The 15639-nt window shown below is 38.8% G+C and carries 23 protein-coding genes; 5 read left to right on the forward strand and 18 right to left on the reverse strand.

Translation table 11 applies throughout. The features are described 5' to 3' along the window. Window positions 1–111: 111 nt before the first annotated feature. The 6 genes from ACNF42_RS07265 to ACNF42_RS07290 all read right to left on the reverse strand — a co-directional run bounded on the left by ACNF42_RS07265 (window position 112) and on the right by ACNF42_RS07290 (window position 5343). On the reverse strand, window positions 112–237 hold the full coding sequence (locus ACNF42_RS07265; RefSeq protein ID WP_443340080.1) for a hypothetical protein: 126 nt from the start codon (window positions 235–237) through the stop codon (window positions 112–114). A gap of 19 nt (window positions 238–256) precedes the next feature. Next, window positions 257–3070 (reverse strand): hypothetical protein, encoded by a 2814-nt coding sequence (locus tag ACNF42_RS07270; protein WP_443340081.1) that lies wholly within the window; start codon window positions 3068–3070, stop codon window positions 257–259. Between the two features lies 1 nt (window position 3071). Beyond that, entirely contained in the window at window positions 3072–3389 is a 318-nt protein-coding gene (locus tag ACNF42_RS07275) for a hypothetical protein (RefSeq protein ID WP_443340082.1), read from the reverse strand. Continuing rightward, window positions 3390–3578, reverse strand: coding sequence for a hypothetical protein (locus ACNF42_RS07280; RefSeq protein ID WP_443340083.1), 189 nt, complete (start codon window positions 3576–3578; stop codon window positions 3390–3392). It abuts the gene before it with no gap. An 86-nt stretch (window positions 3579–3664) separates the two neighbouring features. After that, on the reverse strand, window positions 3665–4030 hold the full coding sequence (locus tag ACNF42_RS07285; protein ID WP_443340084.1) for a hypothetical protein: 366 nt from the start codon (window positions 4028–4030) through the stop codon (window positions 3665–3667). Next, window positions 4027–5343, reverse strand: coding sequence for a hypothetical protein (locus tag ACNF42_RS07290; protein WP_443340085.1), 1317 nt, complete (start codon window positions 5341–5343; stop codon window positions 4027–4029). Before ACNF42_RS07290 ends, ACNF42_RS07285 begins: the two co-directional genes overlap by 4 nt. Before the next feature lie 120 nt (window positions 5344–5463). On the opposite strand from ACNF42_RS07290, the gene ACNF42_RS07295 reads away from it, so the two are divergent. Then, complete coding sequence (locus ACNF42_RS07295; protein WP_443340086.1) at window positions 5464–6474, forward strand: hypothetical protein; 1011 nt, start codon at window positions 5464–5466, stop codon at window positions 6472–6474. Here the strand turns inward: ACNF42_RS07295 and ACNF42_RS07300 are convergent. The 4 genes from ACNF42_RS07300 to ACNF42_RS07315 all read right to left on the reverse strand — a co-directional run bounded on the left by ACNF42_RS07300 (window position 6471) and on the right by ACNF42_RS07315 (window position 8439). After that, window positions 6471–6743 (reverse strand): hypothetical protein, encoded by a 273-nt coding sequence (locus ACNF42_RS07300; protein ID WP_443340087.1) that lies wholly within the window; start codon window positions 6741–6743, stop codon window positions 6471–6473. The two genes, ACNF42_RS07295 and ACNF42_RS07300, sit on opposite strands and share 4 nt — an antisense overlap. A gap of 139 nt (window positions 6744–6882) precedes the next feature. Continuing rightward, complete coding sequence (locus tag ACNF42_RS07305) at window positions 6883–7407, reverse strand: hypothetical protein (RefSeq protein ID WP_443340088.1); 525 nt, start codon at window positions 7405–7407, stop codon at window positions 6883–6885. A 45-nt stretch (window positions 7408–7452) separates the two neighbouring features. Further along, the gene (locus ACNF42_RS07310) at window positions 7453–8022 is read right to left on the reverse strand and encodes a hypothetical protein (RefSeq protein WP_443340089.1); all 570 of its coding nucleotides are present in this window, start codon (window positions 8020–8022) and stop codon (window positions 7453–7455) included. Window positions 8023–8136: 114 nt separating this feature from the next. Next, window positions 8137–8439: a WDGH domain-containing protein gene (locus tag ACNF42_RS07315; protein WP_443340090.1), complete on the reverse strand. Its 303-nt coding sequence runs from the start codon at window positions 8437–8439 to the stop codon at window positions 8137–8139. Window positions 8440–8506: 67 nt separating this feature from the next. Here ACNF42_RS07315 and ACNF42_RS07320 point away from each other — a divergent pair, with 67 nt between their 5' ends. After that, window positions 8507–8809 carry a hypothetical protein gene (locus tag ACNF42_RS07320; protein WP_443340091.1) on the forward strand — a complete coding sequence of 101 codons (303 nt, stop codon included), beginning with the start codon at window positions 8507–8509 and terminating at the stop codon, window positions 8807–8809. Here the strand turns inward: ACNF42_RS07320 and ACNF42_RS07325 are convergent. The 4 genes from ACNF42_RS07325 to ACNF42_RS07340 all read right to left on the reverse strand — a co-directional run bounded on the left by ACNF42_RS07325 (window position 8775) and on the right by ACNF42_RS07340 (window position 11579). Further along, on the reverse strand, window positions 8775–9545 hold the full coding sequence (locus ACNF42_RS07325) for a hypothetical protein (protein ID WP_443340092.1): 771 nt from the start codon (window positions 9543–9545) through the stop codon (window positions 8775–8777). The two genes, ACNF42_RS07320 and ACNF42_RS07325, sit on opposite strands and share 35 nt — an antisense overlap. A gap of 277 nt (window positions 9546–9822) precedes the next feature. Then, window positions 9823–10107, reverse strand: coding sequence for a hypothetical protein (locus ACNF42_RS07330; RefSeq protein ID WP_443340093.1), 285 nt, complete (start codon window positions 10105–10107; stop codon window positions 9823–9825). Then, window positions 10104–10268 carry a hypothetical protein gene (locus ACNF42_RS07335; protein ID WP_443340094.1) on the reverse strand — a complete coding sequence of 55 codons (165 nt, stop codon included), beginning with the start codon at window positions 10266–10268 and terminating at the stop codon, window positions 10104–10106. Before ACNF42_RS07335 ends, ACNF42_RS07330 begins: the two co-directional genes overlap by 4 nt. A gap of 252 nt (window positions 10269–10520) precedes the next feature. Then, on the reverse strand, window positions 10521–11579 hold the full coding sequence (locus tag ACNF42_RS07340; RefSeq protein WP_443340095.1) for a hypothetical protein: 1059 nt from the start codon (window positions 11577–11579) through the stop codon (window positions 10521–10523). A gap of 51 nt (window positions 11580–11630) precedes the next feature. Here ACNF42_RS07340 and ACNF42_RS07345 point away from each other — a divergent pair, with 51 nt between their 5' ends. Both ACNF42_RS07345 and ACNF42_RS07350 read left to right on the forward strand, forming a co-directional pair. After that, entirely contained in the window at window positions 11631–12227 is a 597-nt protein-coding gene (locus ACNF42_RS07345; RefSeq protein ID WP_443340097.1) for a hypothetical protein, read from the forward strand. Beyond that, window positions 12199–12768 (forward strand): hypothetical protein, encoded by a 570-nt coding sequence (locus ACNF42_RS07350; protein ID WP_443340098.1) that lies wholly within the window; start codon window positions 12199–12201, stop codon window positions 12766–12768. Before ACNF42_RS07345 ends, ACNF42_RS07350 begins: the two co-directional genes overlap by 29 nt. Window positions 12769–13675: 907 nt before the next feature. Here ACNF42_RS07350 and ACNF42_RS07355 read toward each other — a convergent pair. From ACNF42_RS07355 to ACNF42_RS07370, 4 genes are read right to left on the reverse strand one after another with little or no spacing between them, the layout of a single operon-like run. After that, window positions 13676–13975, reverse strand: coding sequence for an ATP-binding cassette domain-containing protein (locus ACNF42_RS07355; protein ID WP_443340099.1), 300 nt, complete (start codon window positions 13973–13975; stop codon window positions 13676–13678). Continuing rightward, window positions 13972–14580, reverse strand: a complete 609-nt coding sequence (locus tag ACNF42_RS07360) for an ABC transporter permease (protein ID WP_443340101.1) — start codon at window positions 14578–14580, stop codon at window positions 13972–13974. The genes ACNF42_RS07355 and ACNF42_RS07360 overlap by 4 nt, the downstream gene beginning before the upstream one ends. A gap of 9 nt (window positions 14581–14589) precedes the next feature. Then, window positions 14590–14808, reverse strand: a complete 219-nt coding sequence (locus ACNF42_RS07365) for a hypothetical protein (protein ID WP_443340102.1) — start codon at window positions 14806–14808, stop codon at window positions 14590–14592. Continuing rightward, window positions 14805–15104 (reverse strand): hypothetical protein, encoded by a 300-nt coding sequence (locus tag ACNF42_RS07370; protein WP_443340103.1) that lies wholly within the window; start codon window positions 15102–15104, stop codon window positions 14805–14807. The genes ACNF42_RS07365 and ACNF42_RS07370 overlap by 4 nt, the downstream gene beginning before the upstream one ends. A 31-nt stretch (window positions 15105–15135) precedes the next feature. On the opposite strand from ACNF42_RS07370, the gene ACNF42_RS07375 reads away from it, so the two are divergent. Continuing rightward, window positions 15136–15414 (forward strand): hypothetical protein, encoded by a 279-nt coding sequence (locus ACNF42_RS07375; protein ID WP_443340104.1) that lies wholly within the window; start codon window positions 15136–15138, stop codon window positions 15412–15414. Window positions 15415–15639: the final 225 nt, after the last annotated feature.

Consider the following 15639-nt stretch of genomic DNA (forward strand, 5'->3'; position numbering starts at 1 on the left):
AACAGACCATTTGAGATACCAGAAAGATTCAGGAAACAGGAATAGAACGAAGAGGAAATACATGAAACAGCTATGGATCAGCGGTAGCTATGAATCCATGTACATTAAATTTCATGTAAGAAAACTTATTATAGGATGCTCCTTCCTCGTGAGCGTTCTCTCTATTGCCTTTCCATTCTTTCGGATCGGAATGACCCTCTTCTTTCCATTTCTCTTTACGGTTCTAAATTCAGTCATTTTTTATTCCTCCTTTGTCTTACTTCTTGATTCTCTTCCCAGCCAATTGATAAGACACTATTTTTCCATTTTTCTCCGGAATCTGCACTATGGGCGGTTTGCTGTTGTCCTTCAACGATGCATAACCAATCACCAGACCCCCAACTGTCACAATGAAAATCAGAAGGTTGTAAAATCCGCCGAAGAATGAAGCTATTGAGTAGATAGAAAACTGATTAGACTGGGCTACGGAAATTGTGAAGGACTGATTTGATGTCCTGTTTTCCTGCCCCAGGTTATTTATCACAGTCAATGAAATAAAGTACAATCCCGGCGAATACTGGTTGTCTGTGATTGTTTGATTGACGAATACTGTCCCGTTTGGACACAATGCCACAGATGATGGTTCTTCTGTTTCGTTCCCTATCGTGATCAAAGACTCACTGTATGAGGAATTCTTAAATGTGACCCAGTAAGTGAAATCATAAGAGGATGAAGTGGATTCCTTGAATTGCTTGATGAGGATGTCTGGGGAATTGGAGGTAGAATTCAAGACAGTAACATTCAGAGTTTCGCTTCGTTGCTGGTATGCGGACTTGTCTACACCCCCTATTTGAGTGAGGTAGTTTGCCCTGACCGTCAATGATATTTTAGTGAACCCGGAATGTTCAAATTGGTAGGTAACCGACTCGCCGCTGTAATGTTCTCCAGATATATTCCAGGAATAGGTGAAGCCCGTGAGAGAGAAATATAGAGTTTCCCTCAAATAGGCCGAGTAATATGTGAAGGACGAAGGAGCCTGGGCGGAACCGGAAAGAGATATTGCCTCGCCTGAAATAACCTCATAGGGAGAATGAATCTCGGTTGACATGTCATAGGGGAGAACAGTGGTGGTAGTGTGTGTGTAGACTCTGTCGCCTATGGTATTCTGTACCCATGCATGAGCTGTGTAATTGCCTGGTCTCTGAGGAACACACTGCGTCGCATCGTACGTATTGCCGGGTCCCTTTGTCATCGAAAACCAATCGCTTTGAGAATTCTCATCGCTTTCAAAGGCACACGCAGTTGGTCCGCCATTAGAGTACGTCAACACGGTCGATATTCCCTCAAGCTCGGAGCAGTGCAGATCGACGATAGTTGAAGGACTTGACGTTAGAACTGCCTTCAACTGGGGATATATAGTCACAGATATAACCGATGAATTGACCTCGTATCCTGCTGAGTCTGTGACGGAGACATAGATATCATAGGTTCCTGCCGGATAGAATGACGTTGTAATGGAAGAAGAATTCCCATATTGTGATCCAATCTGCTTCCAGCCAGTGTTGTTCGTCATGTCTTCCGCAAACCAGACAAACCTGTATGGCCTCCATCCTCCATATTCGCCGACAGTTCCGGAAATAGGACCCGGTCCATTTGCGGTAAATTCTATCGAATCGTTTACGTCGTTTGTTTCGCGATTCGTACTGACCGATACTGTCGGATCATCATGGATGGTTAGGCCTATTGTTGAAGTTGTTTTTGCGAAATCGGATGAAACAGCCCTCCATGTCAGAAACACGTCGTACGTAGCTCCATTATACGAAGGGAATGAATAGTTGAACTGGGTTCCCTCCCCTGTGAGGAGATCCGATGATGTTGTATTGTCGAAAAGGGTGAAGTTTGAGTAGAGATAGACACCGGTTGAACCCTCAGGGAAAAACCTGAAATTGACTGATTGACCCATATCGATCTCAGTCTTTGAGACCTGAATCGACGAGAAGATATGCCCATATACATATTCGATGATAGAAGAGTTCGACCATTGATCGGCCTGATCCTCAGCGTGCGCTGAAATAGTATAGTTTCCAGCACCAGAGAACGTCCTGTTGTAGTACTTTCCTGAGTTAGAAATAGATGTCCCATTGAGGAACCATGTGATTGAGATTGCTCCGTTCCCACCGGATACATTCGCATAGAATGAAATCTCATGACCTATGTCTGTACTTTGCCGTGAGGATGTGAGATCTAATTTTGGAGGATACGAAACTGTTTCCTGAATTTCATTGGCATATACTTCGTATCCTGTTGCGTCAGTGACGCACACCGTTATATTGTAGGAGCCTGGAGAAGTGAAGGAGGTAGTGAATGTTGATCCTGTTTGCCCTGAGATTGGATTTAGTATGGGTCCTGTCGCACTACTCGACTCGTATGCCCACTGGTATTCATACGGACTCCATCCTCCGGAGATGTCTGATGAGAATGTCACAGTCTGGGTTGTGTCAAGCCTTCCAGATGCGGGTTGATTTGAACTGATTGACACGGTTGGCGCATTTGAAACAAATATATCTTCTGAAACAGAAGACACATTGTCGAATGAGTAGCTATCTGTTTTTGAGCTGTTTACTTCAACAGAAAAGGAGAATGTGAACGCACTTGAGAAAGTCAAAGTTACGTTGTGATATGTTGTTGTGGAGGGATAGCCTGCGGTGTATGAGACATTTGCATAATATATTGGAAGATTTTCACCGGAGTCAGATGAGTAATGAAATATTAACTGTCCGATTGAGTTCGAATCCATTCCGGATCCTGGATTCGAACATGTATAGGAATTTGAGAAGTGAATAGTGATTGACTGGCCGGTATCATATTCCGTATGTGATACAGACGCTCGAATCGTATCGAATGGAACTGCACTGCTCATGCCAGATTCCCAGTAATATGATGTGACGGAAACACTAGACCCCGACGATGCTCCTGTATATGGTTGAACGTGAAGTCCTGATGCTTGCTGCTCAACGGTGGTAAGAGAGAGGACAGATCCGGCCGATCCAAGGAGGATCATCAGAACCGCAAGAACAATGATCTTCTTCATATCATGTCAGAGCTCCAACGATCGGCACGTCTTTGATTGCCTGAAATACAAGTATCAGGAATCCTATCAGGCCAATCAGCCCAATGATTACAACTGGAAGTCCGAAGATGCCAAGAGATTCTCCGACAGATATGATCAAATACATGGTATCTTCCAGGGACACGGATATCGAAGATCCTATGTCTGATGAAATCCCTAGGATCGCATTCAGAAACACCGAGAGGACATACAGCAGACCGCTCTCCAGTTGTGAAATGAATGAATTTGAAACCGCCGTAGCCCAATATGCCGGATTCAGATAGGATACCCACGATATCATCTAGGCAGCCTCCACGACTTTCTCTGCTCCGTCCAGGATCGTGAATTCGAACATCACGCCTGCAATCGTCAATCCGACTGATAGAACGAAAAGCGAAGGCACAAGAGGACCATACACATAGAATGAACTTCCCCAATACGTGTAGAATCCTCCAATTGTCATTCCGATCCAAATAGTCAGATTCGACATCTGATTCTCTACCAGGAGAATGAAAGACTGAAAGAATCCCATGAGGATCTCGAACACTGACTGAACGAAATCTGTCATTTTGAACCTCACAGATCGTTTTCAAATCCGGTCACATCCTTTTCGGCATCTATGATGTCAAACTCTACGTATCCAACTACCACGGCAAGAAGAAGACCGCCAACGAACACAGTTGGAGCCAGCGGACCATATGGACCCATTGATGCCCCAAACACCTGGAACATCTGAACAATTGCGTTGCCAAACCCTCCGAATGCCTGACTGAACAGAATTGAAATATCAGAGACAACTGACGAAAGGAAATTTAAGAAGATTTTTGAAAGAGACTTTGTGATTGAGGACATCGAAATTCCAAGAACACTCAGTGCAGACTTCTTCCGGATAGAATTAAAAAATTTTGAGAGCCGGGATTTGATTGATTTGACTGTAATCATCTTTTTCCTCCTTTGTTGGGAAAATCAATCATCGGGATGCTTACCGGGACAAATGCCAGAAGCATTACGCCTCCTACGAGGTACATGGCCTGAATGACTGGATATGGCCACAGCACGTTGAAGCTGGAAGGATTTCCAACATAGATGAGCTGGAGTTCCATTTCAGAAGTATCGTTTGTCTGAATTTCGTATGATATTGAGAGATTCTGATTACCGAGGAACATGCTTGGAGTCAGGGTGAAATTTGTATATGTCGAATTGTTCATATCGATTGTTTCGACAGGGACGAATGAAGATGCATTCGTTCCATTGAATACGGTTGAGACAGCGGCACCAACGGGCTCAGTAGATGTCGGAGACGGAACATCTTTTGCGTTGATGGAGACACCCGTCCCAAGGGTGATGTTTGCGTGCATCGTGGATGAGAAATGGAGATCTATCTGTGTCATTGCATACTGATTGATCTGACCGGTTGTAAGGGCAGACGTGATGTACGCCACCTTGTAGAACTCAGTGATATCTGCACCTGTTTTGTTCTTGACTACTTGAGTCGGCATGTCAAATTCGTTGACTGGATAAAGTACATCTCTAGTATCAACTGCGATGGAACTTGATGAAGAATTTTCCCGAACAGAAATTATCTGCGAATTCAAATAGAGAGGACCAGCGGATGTGGCGGATGTCAACCCATCAAGATAACTGACCTGATGTCCGGAAGCCGCAATGCTTCCAAGTTCAGCTCCCGCTGGAACAATCAGAAGAAGGAGAATTATGAAGGCTATGAATGCTTTCATAATCCTCAGTACTTTTCTGTTCGCCGACTCAGAATATCCAAGCGACTTTGCCCCATTGGATTTTCCCTTGAAGCCATGAGTGTGAGCCCATGCGACTGTCCAGATCATGGAGAAGACTGTAATGAATGATACAATCAGATAGAACTCGGCATACATATTGCCCGAGAATGCAGGATTCAAAACGTACTGGCCATATTTGAGTTCATATCCAAGATAGCCGCCTATGAGTGCCCCGATAATGAAGGATGGGATAAATCTCTCGAGAAGAACAATTGCGCCCTTCGATGCACTCGTTGAATATTCAACCACTCCCCACAGGAGAACGCCAACAAAAACCGCAGGGGCAAGAATTCCCTGAGTTATCACGGGAATGCTTCTTATGACCGAGATATCCGGTCTCGAGAAATACACAACAATCAGGAATGCACTGAGCAGCACTGCGATAAGGATCGCACCCAAAGACATGCCACCATGCATTCCTCCAGAACGACTGGACTTAGCTCTTTTTGTAGTTGCCATTACTGATGTTATGACCTACCTTCTTATCACATAGTATTTGAAGCAGAGGCTCTGCGTTATAGTCTTAATACCAAGGTTCATTTCAACAAAATTTATTTATTACAGATGCATTAAAACGGTATGGAAGATTTTTCTCTTGATGAATTGCTAGGGATCATTAAAACATATCAAGAAGAGAAAGGAATCATGTTTTTGGAATCGTATGATGAAATATTTGAACTTGGAATAAAAACAATACCGATAAGACCCATTCATGAGGCGGTAAAGGACAGGGAGGAAGCAACTTTCGAAATTGATAGGATCGCAGAAATGGCGAAAAAGTTACAATGCGAGATAGTATTTTTTAGCAAAGATACTTTTGATATTGATGGAAAAACAGCCTTCTCCGTAGAATTTATGATTAGATATGTAAATCTGCTTTTAGACATTGAGTTATATTCTGCAAATTTTGGCGAACTTAGCGACTTGCGAAATAAAGAGAGGGAGACAAAAATAGATAATGAATTAAATCAGATTAGAGGTGTACTTGAACAGGTTTTCAATTCCCCAAACTTTGATGCTAAAAGATTTGTAAACGAAACATTTATTCCATATTTGAATGAGAGTAATGTAGAATATAAGACATGGCCAGTTGATATTGATCAGTTTTTCTTATTTTGGCTGAAAGAGACCTCAAAGATCGAAAATTTGGAATCAGTAATAGATGACCTAGTGGGAATCGCAAATATAGGCGAAGAAACTAACACAGAGGAAGACGAAGATAATTCAATTTTAACCAAATATTATAATTTTAGAACATTCAGTAAATTAGAAACTATTTTGCCGCTTGTATATTCCAAAAAGGAAGATCTCAAGGAAGGTAAACGCATAAAAAACAATTTAGAGTCAACTTCTCTGGCTCTACATAAGGGAGTAATAAGACTAGTCGATAGCAGACAGGTAAGGGAAATAACAGAAGATTTTTTGAAATACCGTTATGAATTGGGTATTAGGTCAAAAAAATGCACAAAAGAAGAAGTAGAATCTTATTTAAGATATCTGTCTTATGATATTCTTGTTCCGAAGGATCTACTAAAAAATGCCGTTTATGAAATAGCAAATTCAGAACTTACAAAAAACTCGTTTAACTAAGTACTGGTCTGTCTCAGGAAATATGAATACACTCTTGATCCTTTCCTCTTTTCGAGTATCGTGGTCGTAACAAAGAAGTCCAATATTTTTTCTATTTTTTGAGGGGAAAGAAATATATTCTGATAATCCAGGAGAGTCTTAACCTGGCTGACTTTGTACGATCTTGTAGGATGGGATGAAAATATAGATAGGATCTTTTTGTCTATTTCATCCAGCTGGATTTCTATCTTCACTTCAAGGCTGTCTCCAAATATCAATTGTCTCTCCATGTTACCTCCTATTTTTATTTGTATTCGCTTTTAAAACGATCTGAGCTTCATCGTTGTTGTTCATGGTACGATTGCATTCCTCATGGTCGCTGGATTTTAATTTGGTCGTGTTTTGATGGGATTCATACTCCTTCCTGACCTAATCCGTGACCTCTTTCCATTCCCACTTGAAGTAATGAATGCCTCTTTCATTTATTTCTTCGGGCTTGCCTCTCTGCCATACCCTGAATCTCCACTCCTTATGTCTTATTTCTCCCGCTCTCTTGACCCATTCTCTCCAGACCATCCAAACTTGGAGCTTCTGATATGGGAAATAGTAGGGATACTTTTGGTCTATGTTATCCCTGGCATCCTTGATATCACTTCTCACAGTCTCTCCATTGCTCATCCATTTTACCTGGACATATATCATATGGTCGAATCGTTCAGCCTTAATATCGAATGCATTGTGGAAATCATTATCCTTCGATACCATGACCTGCTTGCCTCCCTTGAGGAATACCGGCCTGAACGTCCTTGGATGAATTTCAGTGACATATCCCATTGATTTGAGTGCACTCTCAACGAATTTTTCTCCATCATCTCCTTTCTTCTTGGCGGATTTCTCTTTGTTTTTTGTTACTGGAATAACATATTTTTTTGCCTTCACTTCTTTTGTCTGCATTTTTTCACAGCACCTTCATTTTTAATCACTTTCCAAATATCCTTTTTATAATTCTTTCAATTTCTTTTCACATTCCTCAATGGAATTGAGAATTTCTTCCTTGAACCATTCTAACGGTAATATGAACAGTCTCCTATTTACACGTTTTAAATCCTCCATTTTATCGGATTCAATGAAGCCTCGCAGCGTGTTTTCTAATTCACTCTCTGGTACCACCCATAAGTACATTCTTTCTGAATCAAACCGGCTGCAGTCTTCGAAAGTAGAAAATATCTTTGCGTATGTACTAAGTTCCATTTGACGATTCTTTTGCTCAACCCACTCTTCCCTATATTTTCCCGTCTTTATTTCTATATAAATGAAATAGGGCCTAAGTGAGGCTGGGTACTTTTTTAAAGGTACTTTCAATGAATATATAACATCATAGAATACACTTTTCCTTTCTTCCGGTTTCTTATTCCAGCTTTTATCTTTTGCGTATGTTTCTTCCTTACCCTTAATATCTTTTCCTTGTAGCCATATCCATTTCTTTCCCTTCCTTTTTAATATATCTACTACCTCTTCCGGGAAGGCTATAAACCAGCTTTTTATGACATCATGATAAAAGTAAGACATAGTTCCACCCCCTTTGAATGTATAGCAATCCTTTTAAATTCATTTGATCCAATAAGGTAACTCCTTTCTTATTTATCTTACTAACGTCATCTATATCTTTTATTTTCTCCATTTTCAATCACTCTCCTTTCTTTCAAAATTATCTTTATTTTTTACAAATTCCATAAGCCTCTTTCTCTTCCCTACTACATCATGGCTATCCCATTCCTTCGAGTATTCAGGGAAATCACTAAGTAGCTCGCATTTAGGGATGTGCCAGGAAACCTGTCCTGATGGAAGATCAACATACAGGATTGGCCAGTCTCCATTTTCCTTTATTCCAGTGGCATATCCCAATTTCTGAGCCATTCTAACTATTACCTGAGCACATAGATTCCTGTCCAGGTATGCTTCATCTGACGTACTTTCATATTTCACTTATTTCACCTCTATTTTCTCATAAATTTCCTTGAAAATCAAAGAATGTGACGTCCTGAAGTGTAATATGATCCCTGGCTCTCCTGGATACTGGCTAGTTTTTATGGGAAATTCTTTTCCGCAAACTTCGCATTTCACTTTGCTTGAAACAGCCAAAGTCTTTCCCTCGAAGGAAATCACTCCGGCTCTTAGAAGATACCTTCTGGTTCTTCCTCCGTGGACTCTTGGCTCTGTCGTTCAAATCACCCCGACATACATCAGGACAAGAACCGTGCCTACCACCAAGATGGTCAAACCACCAAGAACAATCGCCCAGGTCAATGCTTCCGATAGAATCATTGTCCATCACCATCCTGAGGTTCGATCCTGACTTGACTCTTTCTCAAAAATTCCATATATTCCTCCCTGACATGCTTTGCGAGGACAGGATCCGTGATTTTAGGTCCGAATTTCATAAAATATCCAGGAAGGAGGTCTTCCGTTAAGAATCCCTCTTCGATCTCAGATATTAGAAGATCTTCTTTCTCTATGGAGAGATTCTCCTTGATCTTTCCGCTCAAATACCTTTTTGGTTCTGGAATTTCGATGTGATCTCCCTTTTGAACAGCACCTACGTTTCTCAGTATGAGCTTGCATTTTGAAGGTATATTTTGAGTTGAGAGGCCTTGTTTGAGGAACAATTTTCTACCCTCAATGTCAAAAACAGAATTGATATCCCTGTCAGTTTGAAGTGCTGGGACGTAATCTAATTGTTCCCTGAGATTATATTTCTCATCAAGGATCAATTGCCTTAAGTAGTATGCCTGGTATTCATTGGCCACTTTTTGGGATCTTCTGATCTCTTCCTTCTCCTCAAATTCTATGAGCATCCTGCTGTATTGATCCTGGAGAATCTTCAGATCCAGTTTCATCTTGTTGATCTTCTGCTCCAGCTCATGAAGTTTGAACTGATCAGTATTCTGTAAGGCCTCTATTGAGTTTTTTACCAGCTCAGAGAGATTCAGATTGTTAGCCTTCACAAATTCCATTTGGCTCAAAGGGAGAGCAATAGAAGTTACATGTCTTGCCTCTTCATGAACAAGTGGTCTTCCTCTCCTGTTTTTCATAAGAAAACCTCCTTTTTAATTCTAAAAAAAGAAATAAAATTAGAAAAAGAATAAAGAAAAGAAAGAAGTAAGATATTAATTATATATATTATATATATAATTAATTCTTGTAGACTTAGGTATTTTCTACTTCTCGAAGACATACGAAAATTTAATTTCGTATATGCGTAATTTCCCAACGCAGTAAATCTCTGCTTCATGAAGAAATTTTTACTCTCTGAATTATTGTAGTAAAAAATTCCCAAGCCTGTAAATTCCTGATTTTGTATGCTATTCATCACTGATACCTCCTAGTGAAGTTTTTTTCATGTACATTCCTGTTGTACTTGTGATTCTCATTGACTGTGATTCTGATTTCAAGAGGACTGGCACGAATCGAAAAACAATCCCTGGGATGTCTTGATACCCATCTTCTCAGCTGGTGTTCCGCCTCAGGTATATCATTAGAAAAGAGGAATGATATTGAGGAAGCAGTTATTGTTTCTCCATTTCTCCTTTCGAGATACCTGTCTAACCTCGTCTGAGGATCCGGAATATGGGAGTAATCAAATTGATTCATCATTCCACCACCTCCAGTAATTCTACAAGCGAGACAGGATACCTCCACTTAGTGGCAGTAAATTCTTCTAGGAGGACTCTCGTTGTCTCATCAGGGATTTTAAATTTCCTTGCCTCAACAAATACATTATACATTCTATTTTCCCTGGAGGGTGGTACTAACATAGGATGTTCACCTCCTTAGGTAGATGCAAGAATGAAGAATTTGAATGATTTTCTACATACCCCTCCAGACCCGTCTAGAACCTTTGTGCAAGTCTGATTTATTATTGGTGGTCCTTTGATTCCTCATAGGATAGATGTTAGCAGGTCATTTCGGTCACTATTGAGCATAACGCTGAATTGTTTTTTATATATTAAAATAAATTGAATAACACGGTCAAAACTGTAACTGAGTTTTCTCGCTTTTTCCCTATATTATCCCGTAACCTCTTTAATGTATTCTTTGACCTTTGGTCGCCTTTCCATTTCCTTAGATATATAATTTGAATTCTCAAGAGTTTTTTGATGTATTGTACCAAGGTATAAGGATTGAGAATAATATATTAAAGACTTCATTTTGTTGGTTTCAGAAGTATTTCCATATTTTTCAGAATATGTGTAGGTGAAGTCTTCAAGATTAAAGTTAACTCCCCTGGAATTCCCACCTATGGCATGGACCATAGCCTTAGACGCACCTATCAAGTCAAAACCAAGAAAAGATAATAAAAATTCCTTTGCGATTTCACTCCTCTTATTTTTGCTCATTCTTGGTCTGCTAACATTATATGCGTATATAATTGGGTAATAACCCTCCTTCATATATTTGATCTTTAGTTCATTTATTTTAGCCACTGATCTTCTATGAGTATCCGGATTGGTTCCCTTAAAGTCTATCATCAGTGGTATCGCATTTAGTTTTGACCCTGTCCCTATACTAACATTACCCATATCCTTTCCTGAATAATATGTCACAAGTTTTTCAATTTCCCTATAGTTTACATATACCGGTACATATCCGAGTAAATTTTTGCTATTTAAGGTGGTTGAGAAGGAATCAAATATACTAGTCACCCTAGAGAATATATCTTCATAGCTTCCATGATGGAGGTTAAAGGAGTAAGGTGTGCATATCATATGATCATTGAACAAGGTCTCAAAATTACTCAGAAGCCCTACGTCCTCAAATTTTACTATGTCCATGGGGTTAACGTGCTCGTCACCAAAAAACGAAATGATATTTATGTTATCGGTAACTTCCTTGGATTTTACCTTTTTATCAATCAATTCATCGAATTTTTGATATCCCTTCTGGCTTTCTATTTCATTCTGTCTGATAGGAATAAAGACTTCTGTAAAATATCTGTCATTAGCAACCCCCGGGATCTTTCTATATGCTCGAGAAGGGCCATTCCTAGAGACATTTTCTCTATTGGTAAAGACAGAGCTGAAAATATTCTCTGCATTTTCATCCCCTGGTGTCAAGGTAATCCTCATATATTTTAGGAAGGAAATATAGGTTTATATTTATATCCTTTATTACCAGAAGTGCCCCAAACTAAGAAAAAACCTGATATTTATGAGGTAGGCGATCTAATAGATAAAGGAATATTGTATCTTAGTTCCGATATGGAGATAGAAATGCTAAGCCTTCAGAAGGCCATATTTCTATTTCTTTATTCCTATGCTGTGAAGAATGGATATAACCCAAAAGATATTTTGAGTCTTGCATCATTTGAACCTTATCGATACGGTCCATTTAGTGATGAGGTAAATGGTCAAATAAATGAACTAGAAGGTTACGGCAAATTATTCGTTAACAGGAAAGACAAAAAGCACGTAAAGTTGAAGAGCGAAACCATAAGCGAAGGGGATTTCCAGATTGAAGATGGTGAAATCCAAATCCTTAATAATATTAAGAACCTGGTCAAAACTCTTGAACCTATGGAATTGACTTTTTACATATATTTTCATCCCGCTGTCGACGAAGAGTTGCGAAAATATTACACCTCAAATTCCGATGTCAAGGACACATTATGGTCGAACAGAGAAAAATATGTTGATGCACTACTCAGGAAAAATGTTATAGATCAGGAAACAGCAGATGTGATCATTTATGGCGAGATCGAAAATAAGACTCCTTGATACAAATGTAATATCCAACATAATACGAACCCTACCTAGAAGTTCAATTTCATACAGCATAAAGGCTCCTAAGGGTCTGAGTATAATCATAACAGATTACGTTGAGAAAGAGTTCAAATCATTTTTAAATAAAATACAGCAAAAAAATAATAATGTAATATATTCTGATTCTGTAATTGACGATATGCTTGACCTTTGGAGAGATCTCATTGATATACTGGACATAAGGAAAGCCAATTTGGAACCAAGTTCAGGAAAGAATCTTGGTGAAAGGTCCTTGATCAGTATAATTCAAGAATTCAAGGGAGATGTAAAAATTGTTTCTAATGATAGGGATGACATTTTTAAAATACTGAAACAGGAAAAAATTCAAAAAGATAAGCTGGGAACGCCATTTGAATTTTATGAAGAGATCGGAAAATACTGGTTTAGAGGGAATAAGGATTTGATAAAGTACCTTATCCTAGCGAATCATGATTTTCGTATAGTGGACACTTCTAAATGCGGGAATATCTTAAGAAAAATAGATAATAAATTTTGATCGGAGTATTCTAAATTTCAGAGATTACTGTTCCGGTTTAATGGCATTAATCCACCCAAACGTTAAATTATACTGTATGATCCAATGGCATTAGTCCCATCCTCTTAAAATAACACATCCCTATCATATATCCATCCTGAGAATTATCAGGTAATAATTTAAATTTTCAAGTTTAGGGAGGTCTGTGCATAACAAATGCAAAATATAGGGATCATCAAGCAGAAAGTTAAGCTAAGCAATACAACATCCCGCAATATTACGGAAATAATTGAAAATAAAAATAAGGGCAAATAATTCCATAAAATGGGAAACCTATCCTGAGGGACCTTGGTGATTATAGTTTGAAGAGCGATTTCTATCACATTGAGGAATGGGAAGTAATGCACTGCTCCCATAGCCAGGGATATGCTTGGGCATATAATCTGTTCAAGCAACAAATGGTTAACATTTCTAAAAATTTCCAATATGCCTAAATATGAAGAATCAGGCGATTTCTTTTTTCATTAATGGTTATAAGACTAATCCTCCGAAACATTCCACTATCTTTATAAATTATCAAAAGGAACCTGATTGAGTTTAAGTTTCCCATTTTCTCAATTATTTATAAATCTATGCACCATATTCTCTGTAACCCATTAAATCTTAAAACTTATCTCAACCTCATGATTGCAGTATGTATGGTTTTGAATCGAGTCTATATGATCCCTCATGGGGATGAAATAATTGATATGCCTAACGAAGAGAGTAAAAAGATGAATCACGCAATTTCAAAATTAACGGGGAACGATGATTCAGATGTTATTATAATACTATCACCCCATGGGATAAATCTTTCCAAGAATATAGGGATCATAAACACCGAAAGATTCCAGAGCAATACTAAGTTAAAATCAGTTCATCTGAACGATTATTGGGTTAATGAAAGAAGGCTATGCGAACAGATAATTTCAGAATGGTTCTCAATTAAGCTTCCAGTAATAGAGGATATATAGTCATGATGAGTGATTACGTTATTATCATCAATCTTTATGGCACCTTCATAGCGGTTTTCTATTCCGCACATTGCCTTTAATAGGGTTGATTTTCCAGAACCATTGGGTCCAAGAATCCCATAAACATAAGGTGACTGGAATTTTATTTGATCTATATCCAGTATGTATTTTCCATCGGCCCTTAGTTTAAGTTTCTCTATTTCAATAGACGTCATTTTAGAGACCTCCTCAAGGAGAATATTACATATCCAATTAATATGGTTACCACTGAATAAAAAACAAGGATGGTTGAGATATAGATAAGACCGATTCCCTTAAGGGGAGACAATGAGAATGTATATGTAAGGAAGTAAGGATCTGCATTCAGGAACACTCTATATATTATCCTATCAGTGTTTGTCTTTATGAATACTGGAGATATAACTCCTGATCCAGTGGCTATGAGGGAAAGAATGTCCAACACCACTAGGTAGATTATGAGAAAGGAAATAGACGAGTATCCAGAATTTTTGAAGAATGCGCTCACAGCAACAGCAAAACACACGTCCGAAAATGTTACAAGAAGTATAAGTAAAATATATACAAGAAAGGTAATCCCAGGAAGGGCTCTGAAGTGCAAAATAAAAAATAAGACCTGAAAAAAAACCAAAATCATGGTTGAAAGGAATGAAAGAAAGGTGGCACCTGTTATTTTTGACATAATTATTTCCATATTGTTTACTGGAAGGGACGAAAGGCTGTATATGGTCCCCCTTTCATACTCATAGGGAAGCGCAGTAGAGCCAAAGAATGCTGCTGATAATACTGGTATATATATCATTATATTGGCTCACTGAAAATTAAAGAGTCTTTCCACAAGAACAACAGGCAGTCCACTTGTTTGGATGTTTCCTGGGACAAAGCTTTTCAGCAATGCAGTGGAGAAAAAAAGTAATAATCCGAGAAGTGTGGATATCATTATGTTAAGAAGTATCATGAATATGAAAGCTCTGGACCTTATGGTGTGTTTTATGTAAAATTCCGTCATTCTTAGGAATCTGAAAATCAAAGGTCAACACCTTCCATGGATAATATGCTTCTTATAAGGGAATATTGAAGGAATATGAAACTATTATTACCCGAAACTATAATCACCACTGAGTCCATCTCCGGAAGGGAAATGAAACTGCTCCCAAGCATATACTGAAGCGTTAGTGCAATTCCGACGGCTTCCTTAATACTACTGGTAAGTACCCTTGCCGTAAGAATACCATCTGAATAATTTCCTGCAATCGCCTTAACTCTGCTTGAATTTATAAAATACGCAAATGAAAATTTTGAGGAAAAATTTAGTTCCCTAACCAATTCATTATACTGATTTGAATAGGAAGATGAAATGGAATTTTCAATGGAGGATATATTTCCAATTAGAAAAATTCCTGGACTTGGAGAGGAGAAGATTACCCTTTTGGAGGAAATTCCGAAGCTGCCTAATATCACCTGGGATATCCCAGAAATTTGTGTGTTATTTTCGTCCTGTGTTAGGCTGTATATGGGAACCCCACGAAAACAGGACAACTGGGATACATTTAAGGATCTGTTCTCTTTGATAATTGGAGGAACTATTGAAGATATATCTGCCTGTTTCATAAAAAATATAAGCCCTGAGGAATGATTTGAATGGAATAAAAACGTATCACCAAAACTCTCATTTATATATGCCACAGCCTTGGTATTTTCTGGAATATACATTAATGGACTAGTATAGCGTTTCCATAATACACTTACAATTATTTATACTCAGTATCCATATCTACCTATGGTGTTCAAGCGTGTTAAGCCACACATCACCCTGACGGATGATGAGAGAAAGTATCTTGAAAGCATAACAAGATCCCGG

Source organism: Cuniculiplasma thermophilum, assembly GCF_052315355.1.
GTDB lineage: Archaea > Thermoplasmatota > Thermoplasmata > Thermoplasmatales > Thermoplasmataceae > Cuniculiplasma.

Bases quoted from the DNA above. Each gene is read 5' to 3' on its own strand.
- ACNF42_RS07350 (WP_443340098.1), top strand. From the start codon at position 12,199: ATGGCGAGATCGAAAATAAGACTCCTTGATACAAATGTAATATCCAAC.
- ACNF42_RS07360 (WP_443340101.1), bottom strand. From the start codon at position 14,580: ATGATATATATACCAGTATTATCAGCAGCATTCTTTGGCTCTACTGCG.
- ACNF42_RS07300 (WP_443340087.1), bottom strand. From the start codon at position 6,743: ATGGAGAGACAATTGATATTTGGAGACAGCCTTGAAGTGAAGATAGAA.
- ACNF42_RS07340 (WP_443340095.1), bottom strand. From the start codon at position 11,579: ATGAGGATTACCTTGACACCAGGGGATGAAAATGCAGAGAATATTTTC.
- ACNF42_RS07355 (WP_443340099.1), bottom strand. From the start codon at position 13,975: ATGACGTCTATTGAAATAGAGAAACTTAAACTAAGGGCCGATGGAAAA.
- ACNF42_RS07320 (WP_443340091.1), top strand. From the start codon at position 8,507: ATGATCCCTGGCTCTCCTGGATACTGGCTAGTTTTTATGGGAAATTCT.
- ACNF42_RS07285 (WP_443340084.1), bottom strand. From the start codon at position 4,030: ATGATTACAGTCAAATCAATCAAATCCCGGCTCTCAAAATTTTTTAAT.
- ACNF42_RS07265 (WP_443340080.1), bottom strand. From the start codon at position 237: ATGACTGAATTTAGAACCGTAAAGAGAAATGGAAAGAAGAGGGTCATT.
- ACNF42_RS07280 (WP_443340083.1), bottom strand. From the start codon at position 3,578: ATGTCGAATCTGACTATTTGGATCGGAATGACAATTGGAGGATTCTAC.
- ACNF42_RS07270 (WP_443340081.1), bottom strand. From the start codon at position 3,070: ATGAAGAAGATCATTGTTCTTGCGGTTCTGATGATCCTCCTTGGATCG.
- ACNF42_RS07325 (WP_443340092.1), bottom strand. From the start codon at position 9,545: ATGAAAAACAGGAGAGGAAGACCACTTGTTCATGAAGAGGCAAGACAT.
- ACNF42_RS07335 (WP_443340094.1), bottom strand. From the start codon at position 10,268: ATGTTAGTACCACCCTCCAGGGAAAATAGAATGTATAATGTATTTGTT.
- ACNF42_RS07275 (WP_443340082.1), bottom strand. From the start codon at position 3,389: ATGATATCGTGGGTATCCTATCTGAATCCGGCATATTGGGCTACGGCG.
- ACNF42_RS07305 (WP_443340088.1), bottom strand. From the start codon at position 7,407: ATGCAGACAAAAGAAGTGAAGGCAAAAAAATATGTTATTCCAGTAACA.
- ACNF42_RS07290 (WP_443340085.1), bottom strand. From the start codon at position 5,343: ATGGCAACTACAAAAAGAGCTAAGTCCAGTCGTTCTGGAGGAATGCAT.
- ACNF42_RS07295 (WP_443340086.1), top strand. From the start codon at position 5,464: ATGGAAGATTTTTCTCTTGATGAATTGCTAGGGATCATTAAAACATAT.
- ACNF42_RS07310 (WP_443340089.1), bottom strand. From the start codon at position 8,022: ATGTCTTACTTTTATCATGATGTCATAAAAAGCTGGTTTATAGCCTTC.
- ACNF42_RS07375 (WP_443340104.1), top strand. From the start codon at position 15,136: ATGGAATTTTCAATGGAGGATATATTTCCAATTAGAAAAATTCCTGGA.
- ACNF42_RS07330 (WP_443340093.1), bottom strand. From the start codon at position 10,107: ATGATGAATCAATTTGATTACTCCCATATTCCGGATCCTCAGACGAGG.